This is a genomic window from Lentzea miocenica (assembly GCF_033949945.1).
GTDB classification, from domain to species: Bacteria; Actinomycetota; Actinomycetes; order Mycobacteriales; family Pseudonocardiaceae; genus Lentzea; species Lentzea miocenica.
This window is the reverse complement of record NZ_JAXAVW010000061.1, coordinates 1-13,423: the sequence shown is the minus strand read 5'-3', so window position 1 is coordinate 13,423 and position 13,423 is coordinate 1. Positions and strand designations below refer to the sequence as shown.

Here is a 13,423-nt window from a genome sequence, read left to right as displayed (position 1 = left end):
CGTCGATGAACCGCCGCGCCAACCGGGAAAACGACCGCAGGGCCTCCGGAGCGACTCCGGAGACCCTGCGATGTGAAGCTCGGAACGTCAGAGAGCGGTGACGTTCGTCGCCTGCGGGCCCTTCTGGCCCTGCGTGACGTCGAACGAGACCTTCTGGTTCTCCTCGAGGCTGCGGTAGCCGCCGCCGTTGAGGGCCGAGTAGTGGACGAAGACGTCAGCGCCGCCGTCCTCGGGGGCGATGAAGCCGAAGCCCTTTTCGGCGTTGAACCACTTGACGGTGCCGTTTGCCATGTACTGCTCCTTCAATGCTGAAGAGCAGGCCACACTGTGTGGCCGCTCCATGGTTGGTCGTGAGCCGACCTACCCCATCCGCGAAGAAGGAGAAGCGCTCGCAACTGAAGTTCGGCGAGCGTGCAAAGACACGAACACAAAACCGCAACCAATGAGTCAGTCTAGCAAACTCAGCGACGCTTGCGCTGGGGTACCGCGAACCTCTGTTGCATCCACGACACCCGCCAGATGAGGTAGCAGGCGAGCCCTGCCGCCGCCAGCGCGCACAACGTGGACAGCGTCGAAAACACCACGTACGCACGTGTGTCGAGCAGCAGCGATTCGAGGATGTCGCACATCACCATGGCCAGGAACGTGTACTGCCACGGCTTGATGAGCGGGCTCGCCACGCGTTGGTCGAACGGCACGTCTCGCTGTGAGGGGTCGCTGGCCTTCCACACCTGGGGCATCAGGCGTACGCCGTGCAGGGCGATCGCCTCGGCGTTGTGGGTGGCGGCGCGGAACCAGATGACGAACGCCACAGCCGCGGGCACGACCAGCACGATGGCCAGGAAGCTCCACGAGGACGACCCGCCCTGCCAGTCGTTGACCGTGCCCCAGACGGACTCGGCGGCGACCAGCGCGATCAGGCCCTGGCTCACCAAGCCGGTCAGCCGGACGTCCTTCAAGTCGATGTAGGTGTCCAACGCCACTCCCCGAACACAACGGACCCGGCGGGGAGACTACCGCCCGAAACCGCAGCCCAGCTCGTCGAACGTCGCGATCTTCTCCGCGGCCCGCACGACCACCTCGTCGATGCCGTCCAGCACCACCCGGTCACCCACGCGGCGGGCCGGCAGCAGCGGCACGTCGGCCTTGCCGCACTGCTCGACGACCGAGGTGAACGCCCGTGCGGCGGCGAGCGGGGCGACGAGGGGCTCACCGGTCTGGCGGTGCCGGATCAGGTTCTCCAGGAGGTCGACGGAGGGCGCCACGGCCATCTTGTGGTCGTTGACCGTCAGCCGGTCGTCGTCGTACCACCAGACGGCCTGTCCCAACGAGCCGTGCACGAGCACGACCGGTGGCAACGATGTCGTGGCACACAGCGTGGTGGCGACCACGACCGGTGGCGCGCCATCGGCCGTGACCCGGACACAGGCCGTGTCGTCGGCGGTGATCGTGTCGCGGCACCGGAACAGCTCCAGCTCGACCGCGATGTCCGACCGTTCCTCCACGTCGGCGAGCAGGAGGGCGTTCTGCAGAGCGTGTGCGAACGGGTTCACGAGCGTGCCGTCCTCGCCCTGCCGCCCCGCCCAGGTGGCGCGCTCGTAGTAGGAGTCCGTGCGTACCCAACGCCCTGCGGCGCCGATGCCGGAGATGTCCCCCAACGCGCCGGAGCCGATCAACGAGCAGAGGCGCCGGTACGAGCCCAACCCCTGCGACTGGAACCCGACCTGGCACACCAGCCCGTGCTTCGCGGCGGCCGCGCCGATCTCGTCGTAGTCGGCCACCGACAGCAGCGCCGGCTTCTCCACGAGCACGTCGCAGCCCAGCGCGAACGCGCTGAGAACGAGATCCCGGTGGGTCGACGGCGGTGAGGAGATCACCACGATCTCGGGGTGGAGCTCCTCGGCCAGCGACGGCAGGTCCGGATAGGACGGCACCGGCACGTCCACGTCCGCCACGTCGACGACACCGACGAAGGTGGCGACCCCGTCGTGGCCGAGCCGGAGCAGGTTCTCCACGTGCCGCGCCCCGTGCCCCCGAGCGCCGACCAGCGCAACACGCATCGTTCTCACCCTTCTCGGGTGGACTCCGCCGCGAGCGCCAGGGGTCCGCCGATCACCAGCGCCAGCGGAGGCAGGGCCCACACCAGCACACCGGCGACCACCAACGCGGCCATCAGCATCGGCCGAGGTGCGACGAATTTCAATGCGCCGCGCCAACCAAGACACGCTTGCGACAGGATCCATGCACCAATGGCGGACGAAGCGGCCAGCACGGCGCCCCGAACGGGTAGCGGCGCGGGCAGCACGGTCATCACCAGCACGACGTCCACCACCAGCACCGCACCCAGCACCGCGAACACCGCTCCCGGCAGCCACTGGACGCGCAGCAGCGACCAGAACCGCCCGACGGGAAGGCCGTCCCGCAGGACGGCGCACGCTGCCCCGAAGGCTGAGAACGCGGTCACCAGCGGGAGCGACGCCACGAACACGAACACCCCGACCAGCAGGGTGTCGGCGAGGACCTCCAGCCGTTCGCGAGTCATCCCTTCAGCCCCGTCGTGGCCACCCCGGCGACCAGGAACCGCTGGAACGCCAGGAAGAACAGGCCGATCGGCACCAGCGACAGCACCGACATCGCGAACATGGGCCCGTACGAGGACGACGACGTCTGGTCGATGAACAGCCGCAGCCCCATCGGGATCGTGTAGTTCTCGGTCGACGACAGGTAGATCAGCTGCGAGAAGAAGTCGTTCCAGGTCCAGATGAAGGTGAAGATCGCGGTCGTCACCATCGCCGGACGGGACAGCGGCAGCACCACGTACCGGTAGTTGCGGATCGGCCCGCAGCCGTCGATCTTGGCGGCCTCGTCCAGCTCGTACGGGATACCGCGCATGAACTGCACCATCAGGAACACGAAGAACGCGTCGGTCGCCAGCAGCTTCGGCAGGATCAGCGGCACGAACGTGTCGATCATGCCCAGCTGCTGGAAGACCACGTACTGCGGGATCAGCGTGACGTGCGCGGGCAGCATGATCGTGACCAGCGCGAACGCGAACAGCGGACCGGACAGCCGGAACCGCAACCGGGCGAACGCGTACGCCGCCAGCGAGCACGACACGACGTTGCCGACCACCGCACCCGAAGCGACGATCGTCGAGTTGCCCAGGAACGTCCAGAACGACTCACCACCCGCCCCTTCCAACGCGCCCGCGTAACCGTCGGTGGTGACCCGCCCCGGAAACAGCGACCGCAGGTTCGACACCAGGTCCTCGACCGGGGTGAGCGACGCCGAGATCAGCCAGACGATCGGGTACAGCACCAGCGCCAGCGCGGCCAGGCACAGCAGGAAGGTCGCGGCGCGCCTCATCGTTCGTCCCCGTAGAACACCCAGTACCGCGAGGTCCGGAACAGCACCGCGGTGATCAGCGCGATCGCCACCAGCAACACCCACGCCATGGCAGAGGCGTAACCCATGCGGAACTCCGTGAACCCGCGCTCGTACAGGTAGAGCGTGTAGAACAACGTCGAGTCGGCCGGTCCCCCGCGCCCGCCGCTCACCACGAACGCCTGCGTGAACGCCTGGAACGCGTGGATCGTCTCCAGCACGAGGTTGAAGAACAGCACGGGCGACAGCATCGGCAGCGTGATCGACCAGAGCCGGCGCCACCAGCCCGCGCCGTCCACCGCGGCCGCGTCGAACAGGTCGCGCGGGATCTGCTGCAAACCGGCCAGGAAGATCACCATCGGGGCGCCGAACTGCCACGCGGACAGCAGCACGATGGTGATCAACGCGTAGTCCGGCGTGTCGACCCAGGTGTCGAAGATCGCCCGCCAGGCCAGCGCCAGGCCGACCGAGGCGCCCAGCAGCGAGGGTGCGTAGAAGGCGGAGCGGAAGAACGCCTGTCCCTTGCCGCGCAACGAGTTCAGCAGCAACGCGACGGCCAGCGCGAGCACCAGTTTCAACGGCACCGACCACACGACGTACTTGAGCGTCACGCCGACCGACTGCAGGTACCGCGGATCGTCGCCGAAGAGCTTGGCGTAGTTGCCGAGCCCCACCCACCGCGGTTCGTTGAACAGGTCGTAGTCGGTGAACGACAGGTACAGCGACACGATCATCGGCGCGACGGTGAGGCCGATCGCGCCGAGCAGCCACGGACCGAGGAACAGGTAGGCGACGCCCTGCGAGCGCTGTTGCGCAAGCGCCACTACTTCAGCGCCTCTTCCGCGTCGCGCCAGAACTCGTCCAACGCCTGGTCGATGGTCTTCTTGCCGAACACGACTTCCTCGTGTTTGCGCTGCATCAGCTTGTAGATCGTGCCGTCACCCTTGGGCGGCGCGGGCGGGGCGTCACCGAGCTTGGCGTCGACCGACTTCTGGTATTCGAAGATCACCTTGTTGGCACCGCTGAGGTTCTGCGCCACGGCCTCGCGGATCTTCAGGTTCGCCGGCAGACCGCGGTTCGCGCCGAGGATCTTGCCCGCGTCCGGGTCGTTCAGCAGGAAGTCGATCAGCTTGACCGCCGCGTCCTTGTTCTTGGTGCGGGCCGACGCGCTGATCAGCTGCGACGGCTTGCGGTACGAACCGAGCGTTTCCAAGCTGTCACTGGGATACGGGCCGAGCTTCAGTTCGTCCGGGCGCACCGTGTTGTAGCCGCCGTAGAGGCTGTCATAGCTGTGTTCGGACGCCGAGAGCTTCTTGCCCATCGGGGTCTGCTCGGCGCCGGCGTTCAGCGTGGTCACCAACTCCGCCGGGGTCGTCGCCTTGGCGTCGCGGAAGTCCTTGGAGAGTTGCCAGAACGCCTTCAGGTCGTCTTTGGAGTACCCGAGCTTGCCGTCGTCGTAGAGCTTCTTGCCGCGCTGCCGCAGCCAGGTCTCGAAGACGTCCTCGGTGCCGCCGAAGTCGGTGGAGCCCGCGACCTTGCCGCCGGTGCTCGCCTGGATCTTGCCGGCGACCTCCTTGTAGTCGGCCCAGGTCCAGCCGATCTTCGGTTCGGCGACGCCCGCCGCCGCGAACAGCTTCGGGTCGTAGACGATCGTGGTGGCGTTCTGCGCCAACGGCATCGCGACCTGCTTGCCACCCAGTTTTCCGCTGCCGACGAAGCCCTCGTTCCAGTCCGCGGTGCGGATCTCCTTGCCCACGTACGGGGTGAGGTCGAGCAGCACGTTGCGGCCCGCGTACTCGTTGAGGTAGCGGTAGTCCATCTGGATCACGTCCGGCGCGTTGCCGCCCGCGATCTCGGTGGAGAGCTTCTCGAAGTAGTTCTGGAAGTTCTGGAACGACGTCGCGACCTTGATGTTCGAGTTGCGGCTCTCGAACAGCTTCACCGCCTCGTTGGTCACCTTGGCGCGGTCGTCGTTGCCCCACCAGATGAACCGGATCTCGGCCTGGCCGTCACTCGCTGATCCGCCGCCACAACCGGAAGCCACGAGCACGGCTCCCAGCACCAAGCCCACAACCTTGTGCGCTTTCACAGGTGTCCTCTCTCATCGGAGATCGATGACGTCGACGACGTGGACCGGTTCCCCGGTCTCGAAGCTGCGGTTGGCGGCGAAACCAGTCAGCAGCGATAGCGTGCCGTCGTAGTGCGTTGCCTTGCGTCCCAACGGGTCTTCCTGCCCCGGCGGCCCGTACAGCGCGTCGACCATGCGCTGGTCGGCGCCACCGTGACCGTCCCGGTCGTACTCCAGCGGGATTTCCTCGCGTTCCTCGAACAGGCGCTGCACGGACAGCTTCGCCCACCCCTCCTCCGGGTTGGCGTTCACGCCGTGCACGGTCGGATTCTGGCTCGACACCCAGGAGTTCTCGCAGACCTCCAGTTCGAGCCGGCCCTTGCTGCCGTTGACCATCAAGCGGTAGCCCTCCCACGGCGAGTAGGCCGTGAGGTGGTAGGTCAGGTTCGCGCCGCTGGCGTAGCGGACGAGCACCGACATGTCGTCCTCAATGGACACACCGGGTTCGAACGGGTTCTGGTCGCGGCGGTAACCGTCCTCGTGCTGGGCGTCGAGGTAGAGCTTCCTGAGCCAGTCGTTCTGCTCCAGTTTCATCGCGAAGCGGTCGTCGTGGGTGTAGCCGTGGCGTTCGCCGTTTTCCGCGCCGTAGAAGAACAACCGGCCGTGCGCGTATACGGTTTCAGGCACCGAGCCGACCCACCAGTTCAGCAGGTCGAAGTGGTGCGTCGCCTTGTGCACCATGAGACCGCCGGAGTTGGCCTTGTCGCGGTGCCAGCGGCGGAAGTAGTCGGCACCGTGCCGGGTGTCGAGCAGCCACTCGAAGTGCACGGACCCGATCTCGCCGACGGCGCCGTCCGCAAGCAGCTCGCGGACCTTCTCGTGGATCGGGTTGTAGCGGTAGTTGAACGTGACGGTGACGTTGCCGTCGTTGCGGTGCACCGCGTCCAGGATCTTGCCCGCCGACGGCACGTCCGTCGTCATCGGCTTCTCCGTCACGACGTCGCGACCGGCGTCCAGCGCCTCGACGACGTACGTGTCGTGGAAGCGGTCGACAGTAGTCACCACCACCACGTCGACCCGCTGCTCTTCGAGCATCCTGAGGAAGTCACCGGCATCGTACGCAGGGACCGGCTCGACCCCCAGCTCAGCGAGCCGGTCGTTGTGGACGTCCATCCGGGTGCGGTTCACGTCGGCGAACGCGACGAGCTCACAGGTGTCGGCGTGCTCGACCGCGATGGCGTGGATGTGCCGCTCGGCCCGCGATCCCGTACCGACCACGGCGTAGCGCCTGCGGGCCATCAGAACCTCCCCGGTAAACGGTTTCCACACGCTAGCCGCACCGGCCCTGACCTCGTCAAGAGTTCCGCGAAAACCTTTTCTTCTGTTTCATGGACATGAATGGTCGCTGCCCGTATGAAGGGGCCATGCCGACCCCCGTTGTGCTCGACTGCGACCCCGGCCACGACGACGCGATCGCGATCTTGCTGGCTGCCGGCTCGCCCGAGATCGACCTCCGTGCGATCACGACCGTCGCCGCCAACCAGACGCTCGACAAGGTCACGCTAAACGCGCGGAGGATCTGTTCGGCCGCCGGAATTTCGGTGCCGATCGCGCGGGGCTGCGCACGGCCGTTGGTGCGGCCGCTGTACGTGGCGGAGGACATCCACGGCGCGTCCGGAATGGACGGCCCGGCGTTCGGTTCGATCACCGTCGACGTGGTCGAGGAGCACGCGATCGACGTGATGCATCGGCACATGCCGGCGACGTTGGTCGCGACGGGCGCGTTGACGAACGTGGCTGCCTATCTGACCCGTTACGGGCCTTCGGCCGTGCGCGAGATCGTGCTCATGGGTGGGTCGACCGAGCGCGGCAACACCACGCCGTACGCGGAGTTCAACATCTACGTCGATCCTGAGGCGGCCGCGATCGTCTTCGGCAGCGGCGTGCCGGTCACGATGATCGGGTTGAACGTGACGCATCAGGCACTGGTGACGCCGGAAATCGTGGCTCAGTTGAACGCTTTGGGGTCGCTCGGGCGCATCTGCGGGGACCTGATGACGTTCTTCGCGGCGACCTACCGCGAGGTGTTCGGGTTCGAGGCGCCGCCGCTGCACGACCCGGTGGCGGTCGCGCGGGTGATCGATCCGACGCTGGTGACGTGCGTCGAGGCGTTCGTGGGGATCGAGACCACGGGGACCTTCACGCGCGGCGCGACCGTGGTGGATCTGCACGGCAGGCTCGGGCAGGCGCCGAACGCGCGGGTGGCCGTGGGGCTGGACGTGGACCGGTTCTTCGACCTGGTCATCGACGCTGTGGGACGCCTCACGCAACGACGTTGACCGGGTGGCGATGATAGCCGCAAGGGGCAATTCCTTGGGGGGAATCATGACCAGTCCAGTTTCCGACCCGCAGCAGCCTGCGGACACCGTCGTGCAGCCCGAGGTCCAGCCCGCCGGGCCGGAGTTCGAGGTGTACACGCCTCCCGCGTTCGCGCCGCCGCAGCAGTTCGCCGCGCCGATGCCGGCACCGGTCCCGCCCAAGCCGAAGAGGACCGGCGTGGTGGTGCTCGCGATCTTCACCGTGCTGCTGTTCGGCGCGGCGGGAGCGTTCGGCGCGCTCTTCTTCATGGAGAAGGCGCACTCCGCCGACCTCTCGAAGCAGATCGAGACCAAGGACCGGGAAGCCGCGGACCTCACGAAGAAGGCCAAGGACAGCAAGGACGACGCGCTGCGGGCCTCGGACGCGCAGAAGCAGGCAGAGGCCGCGCAGAAGAAGGCCGAGGCGGACGCGGCGACGTCGCAGCAGTGCCGTGACGCGGCACGTGAGCTGAGGACGGCCGCCATCGCCAACGACCAGGCCAAGGGCACGGAAGCGGCGAAGAACGTCTTCACCCACTGCTGACGAGGACGTCGAGCGGTTCTTCGACCTGGTGATCGACGCAGCGGGGCGCCTCTAAGGCGCCCCGGCGCACTTGGGGTACACCCCCGCTGTACTGGTTACTCGTTCAAGACACTGCTCAGCTGATGCCGCGGTCGCTGAGCAGCGCCCACTGGCTCCAGCCCGCCTTCTCCTTGTAGAAGCGGCGGATCAGCTTGCCGTCGTCGGTGCGGGCGAAGACCTCGACGGTCTTCGTCTGCGCGTGGTACATCGCGTTCGGCGCCTCGGAGACCTTGGTGTTGCCGAGCTTGGCCCACGTGGTCCAGCCGCTGGCGGTGGCGCGGGAGTGCTCGACGATGCCGCCCTCACCGAGCTGCACGACGTCGATCGAGCCGGTCGTCGTGTTGAACACCGCCGACGGAGCGCCGGTGCCCTTGCCGCCGAGCGACTTCCAGACGCCCGCCGCGTACTGCTCGACGCTGCCGGACGCGCTGCGGACGAAGACCTGGTCGACGGCGACGCGCGGGTCGCTGACGATCTTCGTGTCGCCCTGGTCCTGCCAGGCGGTGCCGTCCCACTTGACGAGCTTGTCGTCGGAGGAACGCGCGTAGACGTCCTTGTCCATGACGGCCGGGTCGCCCTGGATCTTGCGGTCGCCGACCGGCGCCCACTTGTCCGTGAACGCCAGCAGCGTGCCGTCGGCGCCGCGGGCGAACACCTCGACGGCCTTGTTCTTGGCGTTCCAGCCGAGCACCGGGTTGCCCGCGACGGCCGTGGCGCCGAGCGCGACCCACTTGCCGTCGACGCGGCGGTAGACGATGCCGTCGGTGCCGCGCGCGAACACCTCGACGATCTTCGTCTCCGGGTTCATCAGCGCGACCGGGTCACTCGCGAAGATCTCGGCACCGAGCTGCTGCCAGCCGTTCCAGCGGCTCGTCTTGTGGAAGTTCGTGATGATCGTGCCGTCCGCGGCGCGCGCGAAGATCTCCAGCTGCTGCTGACCGGTGTTGGAGATCTGCGGGCCGGCGTTGACGACGGGCTTGTCCGTGACCGGGGTGTCGCTGGTGACGGTGCCACCGGGCTCGACCAGGCCGTTGTAGCGCAGCGGCACGTACCGCCTGGCGGTGCTGGCGCTCCACACCCGCTGCACCGGACGGCTGCCGTCCGGCCCTGCCTGCTCGCGCACGATCGGCCGCGTCTTGGCCGCGTCCGCCCAGCCGATGAACAGCGCGACGTGGTTCTCGCGGTCGTTGAGCGCGTCGCCGGGACGGAGGTCCGCCCAGTCGATGCGGTGCGCGACCTGCTCGAGGATGTGGGTCGTGTAGGAGATGCGCAGGCCCCAGGCCATCGAGATGAAGCCGGAGCAGTCGGTGCGGTAGGCGCCGTACTTGTTGCCGAAGCAGTCGGCCTGGCTGTACGGCACACGGGCGCTGATCCACGTGCGCGAGCGCGCCAGGATCTCAGTGCGCGTGATCTTGGAGTTGGCCTCGTACGTTCCGCAGACCACCCCGCCCTCGGCAGCAGCGACCGCGACGTCTGGCATCGCCAGCGTCGAGCCGAACGTGATGGCCGCTGCGGCGACCGCCAACATCCCCCACGACTTCATGCCGGTCACCGTAGCAAGATGATGTGAAGTTTTGGTCCGGTCGAACGGACCGACTTCGGGCTCACCGCCAGGTTCAGCGACGATCTTGAACTGGCGGTTGCGAACCGGTTGCACGGCGTAGGTGACCTGGTGCCGAGGCGGAATCGGCGCTCGTCCAGACTCGGCGCCTCTGCCCTCGACGGTGTCAACCGTGAAGAGCCGGACGACCCCAGGTGCAGCGAACTCCGCCCGTGTGGCCGCCTCGATCTCACGGCTCGTGGACGCTCAGGTAGCGGCGCGGCACGTACAGCCCGGGCTCCGTCTCGTACGGATAGGTCACGGCGCGCAGCCGGGTGCGCTGACCACCCGCCTGTTCGTACGCCCAGTACCGGCCCGGTTCCTCCGCCCACGCCGCGAAGATCACGACGTGCCGGGTGAGGTTGGTGCCGTCCGCGCGGATGAGCACATCGCCCGCCCGCAGCTCCACCGGCGGGATCCGGCTGCTCACCACGGCCAGGCCGGGGGTGTCGAGCCCGCCGTACCGGTCTTCCGGTTTGCCCGGCAGCCCCCAGGCCATCGACACGAAGCCGGAGCAGTCGGCGCGGTAGATGCCGTGCTCGTTCTGGTGGAACCGCGTCTGGCTGTACGGCACCGAGTCGCGCAACCACGAACAAGCGCGCTCCACGATCTCGGAGCGGCTGATCAGACGTCCGGCGGAACGTGCGGTGGTCACGCGGCCATCGTCGCGGCGCGACCTCTAAATCCTCTGCAAGCTCTCTACAAGGTCGGCGTCCGTGATCTCCGCGGTCACCCACGCCAGCGGGTAGCTCAGCTGGATCGTGTCGATCTCCCTGGTCAGGCGCACGCCAGGCAACACCTTGCGCACCAGGGCGAGCATGCCCTGGTTGTCCGGCAACACGTCGCCGTGCAGTTCCGCGACGCCCATCCTGGCCGCGACCGCGGTCAGCTCCTCCAGCAGCCGGCGCCCGACGCCACGGCGTTGCCACAGGTCGACGACTGCCACGGCGATCTCGGCACCGCACTCGCCGGTCTTGATCAACCGTGCGATGCCGACCGGGTCGCCGCCGATCCGGGCGCACACGGCCGCGTGCCGTTCGCCGTCCACATCGGTCAGCACCCGGCGGGCCGAGGCCGTCAGCCGGGGCGTCGGCGAGTGAAACCGCAGGTAGCGACTTCGGGCGGACAGTCCTTCGAACACCGCGTCGACAGCTTCTCCAGCGGTGCCGCGATTGAGCTCGGTGACGCGCATGAGGATCGACCCCTCTGAGTTCGGAATCCGAACTGTAGCTGAGTTCGAAAAACGAACGCAAGGGATATCCTGGGGACATGTCGTACGCGAGTTTCGCCAGCCAGCCCTGCACCCTGGGCCGCCCCGCCGCGTTGCTGGGCGAGCGCTGGACGCTGCTGCTGCTCCGCCAGATCTTCCTGGGGACCCGCCGATTCGAGGACTTCCAGTCCACGATGGAGATCTCGCGCAGCGTGCTGACCGACCGGCTCAACGTGCTGCTGCAGGAGGGCGTGCTCAAGCGTGTGCCGTATCAGCACGAGGGCCGCACACGGCACGAGTACCGCCTCACGGAGAAGGGTCGCGACCTCTACCCGGTGCTGATGGCGCTGCGCACGTGGGGCGAGAAGTGGATGGCCCCCGAAGAAGAAGACGAGTCATTCCACCTGCACCACCGCGACTGCGGCGGTGGCGTGCGAGCAAAGGTCGAGTGCACCGAGTGCGGCGTCGAGCTGACCGCGCGCGACGTGCAGGTGACGGCCAGGCAGTGAACTTGTACTGACAACCGTCGAAGCCCGGGTGAACTTAAGACGCACTCCATTGCTGAAGACGGTTTCAGCCCGCAAGTCTGCTTGTCATGACAAGAGCTGCTCTTGCGTTCCTGCTTCCCCTGCTGCTGATCACCCCGGCCGCCGTCGCGGCACCGGCGAAGACGCCGAAGGTCCTGGTGATCGGCCTCGACGGTGCCCGCTACGACAAGCTGCTGTCCGCTGACACGCCGAACATCAAAGCGCTGCTGAACCGCGGTTACGGTGCCCGCAGCGCGTTGTACGGGTCGGGCATGGCCCAGACCTCCAGCGGCCCCGGCTGGTCCACCGTCCTGACCGGCGTGTGGCCGGACAAGCACAAGGTCAAAGACAACTCCTTCGCCGGCAACGCCCTCACGTCGTACCCGAGCTGGCTCGAACGCGCCAACACCGCGAACCCGGCGCTGTCCACGTACGCGGCGGTGGACTGGAAGCCGATCAGCGACCAGATCCTGCGCGGCGGCCAGGACCGCAAGTACGTGCTCGACGGCGACACCGCCGGCTACACCGGTTCGGACGAGAAGATCACCGTCGACGCGGAGCAGCACCTTCGCACCAACGCGGCTGACGCGTCGTTCGTCTACCTCGGCCAGATCGACATCGCGGGCCACAACAGCGGTGCGGACTCCTCGCAGTACGCCGCCGCGATGCGCACCAACGACGCGCAGGTGGGCCGTCTGGTCAAGGCCATCGAGTCGCGTTCGTCGTACGCGTCCGAGGACTGGCTGATCATGATCACCACCGACCACGGCCACACGGCGGCGGGCGGCCACGGCGGTGACTCGCCAGAGGAGCGGATGACGTTCGTGATCTCCACGGGGTCGGCGCGCCCGGCGGTGGCGCCGAAGCTGGTGGACGTGGCCGCTTCCGCGTTGCGGCACCTCGGCGTGCCGGCGGCGCTGGACGGTTACGCGATCGGCACCGCGCCGGTCGACCCGTTCGACTCGGCGACCTTGCAACCGCGGCAGGACGAAACCGGGGTGCCCGCTTCGGTTCTGGGCTGGACGCACCAGGGTCCGGCGGGCTGGACGGTGACCACCGCGTCGTCGATGCCGCAGGGCGTCACGGAGTGGCAGGGCTGGTCGTTCACCACCGACGACTTCTGGACCCGCACGGCTGCGTCGCAGTGGCGTGAGGTGAACGTGCGTGCGCGTGGTGTCTTCGCGGTCGCGGACCCGGACGAGTGGGACGACAAGGGTTCGCCGTCGTCGAGCGGCAAGTTCGATTCGACGATGACCTCGCCCGGCTACGACGTGACCGGCAAGTCGAGCGTGAAGCTCGAGTACGCGTCCCACTACCGGCAGGAGGGCACGCAGCGCGGCACGGTGTCCGTGTCGTTCGACGGCGGCCCCGCGCAGATCGTCCGCACGCACAACGCGGACGGCCTCGCCCAGCAGATCTCGCTGAACGTGGCCGTCCCGTCGGGTGCCCGCACCGCCAGGGTGTCCTGGCGCCTCTTCGACGCCGGCAACAACTGGTACTGGGCCGTGGACGCCCCGCGCCTGTCGTGAGCTAGTGGCGTGGCACGGAACGTTGCCGGGGGAATTCGCGGTCAGACGGGTGCATCGTGGTGCCGCCCCCACGCCCTCGTACTGGTTGTACGGGGGCGTGGGGGCGGTGCCGCGAGGCGCCCTGCTGAGCGTGGATCACCTCGCCAACGTTCCGAGTCACGCCAC

Annotated in this window: 15 protein-coding genes; 4 read left to right on the top strand and 11 right to left on the bottom strand. The window is 67.7% G+C overall.

The features are described 5' to 3' along the window. Positions 1-87: 87 nt before the first annotated feature. The 8 genes from SK803_RS44380 to SK803_RS44345 form a co-directional block, all read right to left on the bottom strand. Positions 88-291, bottom strand: a complete 204-nt coding sequence (locus SK803_RS44380; RefSeq protein ID WP_086665400.1) for a cold-shock protein — start codon at positions 289-291, stop codon at positions 88-90. 170 nt (positions 292-461) lie between these two features. Continuing rightward, on the bottom strand, positions 462-977 hold the full coding sequence (locus SK803_RS44375) for a hypothetical protein (protein WP_319972275.1): 516 nt from the start codon (positions 975-977) through the stop codon (positions 462-464). Positions 978-1,013: 36 nt separating this feature from the next. Continuing rightward, positions 1,014-2,060: a Gfo/Idh/MocA family protein gene (locus tag SK803_RS44370; protein ID WP_319972274.1), complete on the bottom strand. Its 1,047-nt coding sequence runs from the start codon at positions 2,058-2,060 to the stop codon at positions 1,014-1,016. A 5-nt stretch (positions 2,061-2,065) separates the two neighbouring features. Continuing rightward, positions 2,066-2,542 carry a hypothetical protein gene (locus tag SK803_RS44365; protein ID WP_319972273.1) on the bottom strand — a complete coding sequence of 159 codons (477 nt, stop codon included), beginning with the start codon at positions 2,540-2,542 and terminating at the stop codon, positions 2,066-2,068. Continuing rightward, positions 2,539-3,366, bottom strand: coding sequence for a carbohydrate ABC transporter permease (locus SK803_RS44360; RefSeq protein ID WP_319972272.1), 828 nt, complete (start codon positions 3,364-3,366; stop codon positions 2,539-2,541). Before SK803_RS44360 ends, SK803_RS44365 begins: the two co-directional genes overlap by 4 nt. After that, positions 3,363-4,208, bottom strand: coding sequence for a carbohydrate ABC transporter permease (locus SK803_RS44355; protein WP_319972271.1), 846 nt, complete (start codon positions 4,206-4,208; stop codon positions 3,363-3,365). Before SK803_RS44355 ends, SK803_RS44360 begins: the two co-directional genes overlap by 4 nt. Beyond that, entirely contained in the window at positions 4,208-5,446 is a 1,239-nt protein-coding gene (locus SK803_RS44350; RefSeq protein WP_319972296.1) for an ABC transporter substrate-binding protein, read from the bottom strand. The genes SK803_RS44355 and SK803_RS44350 overlap by 1 nt, the downstream gene beginning before the upstream one ends. 39 nt (positions 5,447-5,485) lie before the next feature. Continuing rightward, positions 5,486-6,751, bottom strand: coding sequence for a Gfo/Idh/MocA family protein (locus SK803_RS44345; RefSeq protein WP_319972270.1), 1,266 nt, complete (start codon positions 6,749-6,751; stop codon positions 5,486-5,488). A gap of 125 nt (positions 6,752-6,876) precedes the next feature. On the opposite strand from SK803_RS44345, the gene SK803_RS44340 reads away from it, so the two are divergent. Both SK803_RS44340 and SK803_RS44335 read left to right on the top strand, forming a co-directional pair. After that, entirely contained in the window at positions 6,877-7,791 is a 915-nt protein-coding gene (locus SK803_RS44340; RefSeq protein ID WP_319972269.1) for a nucleoside hydrolase, read from the top strand. A gap of 46 nt (positions 7,792-7,837) precedes the next feature. Then, entirely contained in the window at positions 7,838-8,353 is a 516-nt protein-coding gene (locus tag SK803_RS44335) for a hypothetical protein (protein WP_319972268.1), read from the top strand. Between the two features lie 115 nt (positions 8,354-8,468). On the opposite strand, the gene SK803_RS44330 is transcribed toward SK803_RS44335, so the two are convergent. From SK803_RS44330 to SK803_RS44320, 3 genes are all read right to left on the bottom strand, one after another. Next, complete coding sequence (locus tag SK803_RS44330; RefSeq protein WP_319972267.1) at positions 8,469-9,935, bottom strand: hypothetical protein; 1,467 nt, start codon at positions 9,933-9,935, stop codon at positions 8,469-8,471. A gap of 247 nt (positions 9,936-10,182) precedes the next feature. Then, the gene (locus SK803_RS44325; protein WP_319972266.1) at positions 10,183-10,647 is read right to left on the bottom strand and encodes an NlpC/P60 family protein; all 465 of its coding nucleotides are present in this window, start codon (positions 10,645-10,647) and stop codon (positions 10,183-10,185) included. Positions 10,648-10,671: 24 nt separating this feature from the next. Then, positions 10,672-11,184, bottom strand: a complete 513-nt coding sequence (locus tag SK803_RS44320) for a GNAT family N-acetyltransferase (RefSeq protein ID WP_319972265.1) — start codon at positions 11,182-11,184, stop codon at positions 10,672-10,674. A gap of 77 nt (positions 11,185-11,261) precedes the next feature. Between SK803_RS44320 and SK803_RS44315 the strand changes: the two genes are divergently transcribed. Together SK803_RS44315 and SK803_RS44310 are read left to right on the top strand one after the other, a co-directional pair. Continuing rightward, positions 11,262-11,711 carry a winged helix-turn-helix transcriptional regulator gene (locus tag SK803_RS44315; protein WP_319972264.1) on the top strand — a complete coding sequence of 150 codons (450 nt, stop codon included), beginning with the start codon at positions 11,262-11,264 and terminating at the stop codon, positions 11,709-11,711. 86 nt (positions 11,712-11,797) lie between these two features. Next, on the top strand, positions 11,798-13,258 hold the full coding sequence (locus SK803_RS44310; protein WP_319972263.1) for an alkaline phosphatase family protein: 1,461 nt from the start codon (positions 11,798-11,800) through the stop codon (positions 13,256-13,258). Positions 13,259-13,423: the final 165 nt, after the last annotated feature.

What these genes read in the sequence shown, in the direction of transcription:
- SK803_RS44380 (WP_086665400.1), bottom strand. Translation starts at nt 291, where the DNA reads ATGGCAAACGGCACCGTCAAGTGGTTCAACGCCGAAAAGGGCTTCGGC.
- SK803_RS44370 (WP_319972274.1), bottom strand. Translation starts at nt 2,060, where the DNA reads ATGCGTGTTGCGCTGGTCGGCGCTCGGGGGCACGGGGCGCGGCACGTG.
- SK803_RS44365 (WP_319972273.1), bottom strand. Translation starts at nt 2,542, where the DNA reads ATGACTCGCGAACGGCTGGAGGTCCTCGCCGACACCCTGCTGGTCGGG.
- SK803_RS44360 (WP_319972272.1), bottom strand. Translation starts at nt 3,366, where the DNA reads ATGAGGCGCGCCGCGACCTTCCTGCTGTGCCTGGCCGCGCTGGCGCTG.
- SK803_RS44345 (WP_319972270.1), bottom strand. Translation starts at nt 6,751, where the DNA reads ATGGCCCGCAGGCGCTACGCCGTGGTCGGTACGGGATCGCGGGCCGAG.
- SK803_RS44340 (WP_319972269.1), top strand. Translation starts at nt 6,877, where the DNA reads ATGCCGACCCCCGTTGTGCTCGACTGCGACCCCGGCCACGACGACGCG.
- SK803_RS44335 (WP_319972268.1), top strand. Translation starts at nt 7,838, where the DNA reads ATGACCAGTCCAGTTTCCGACCCGCAGCAGCCTGCGGACACCGTCGTG.
- SK803_RS44330 (WP_319972267.1), bottom strand. Translation starts at nt 9,935, where the DNA reads ATGAAGTCGTGGGGGATGTTGGCGGTCGCCGCAGCGGCCATCACGTTC.
- SK803_RS44320 (WP_319972265.1), bottom strand. Translation starts at nt 11,184, where the DNA reads ATGCGCGTCACCGAGCTCAATCGCGGCACCGCTGGAGAAGCTGTCGAC.
- SK803_RS44315 (WP_319972264.1), top strand. Translation starts at nt 11,262, where the DNA reads ATGTCGTACGCGAGTTTCGCCAGCCAGCCCTGCACCCTGGGCCGCCCC.
- SK803_RS44310 (WP_319972263.1), top strand. Translation starts at nt 11,798, where the DNA reads ATGACAAGAGCTGCTCTTGCGTTCCTGCTTCCCCTGCTGCTGATCACC.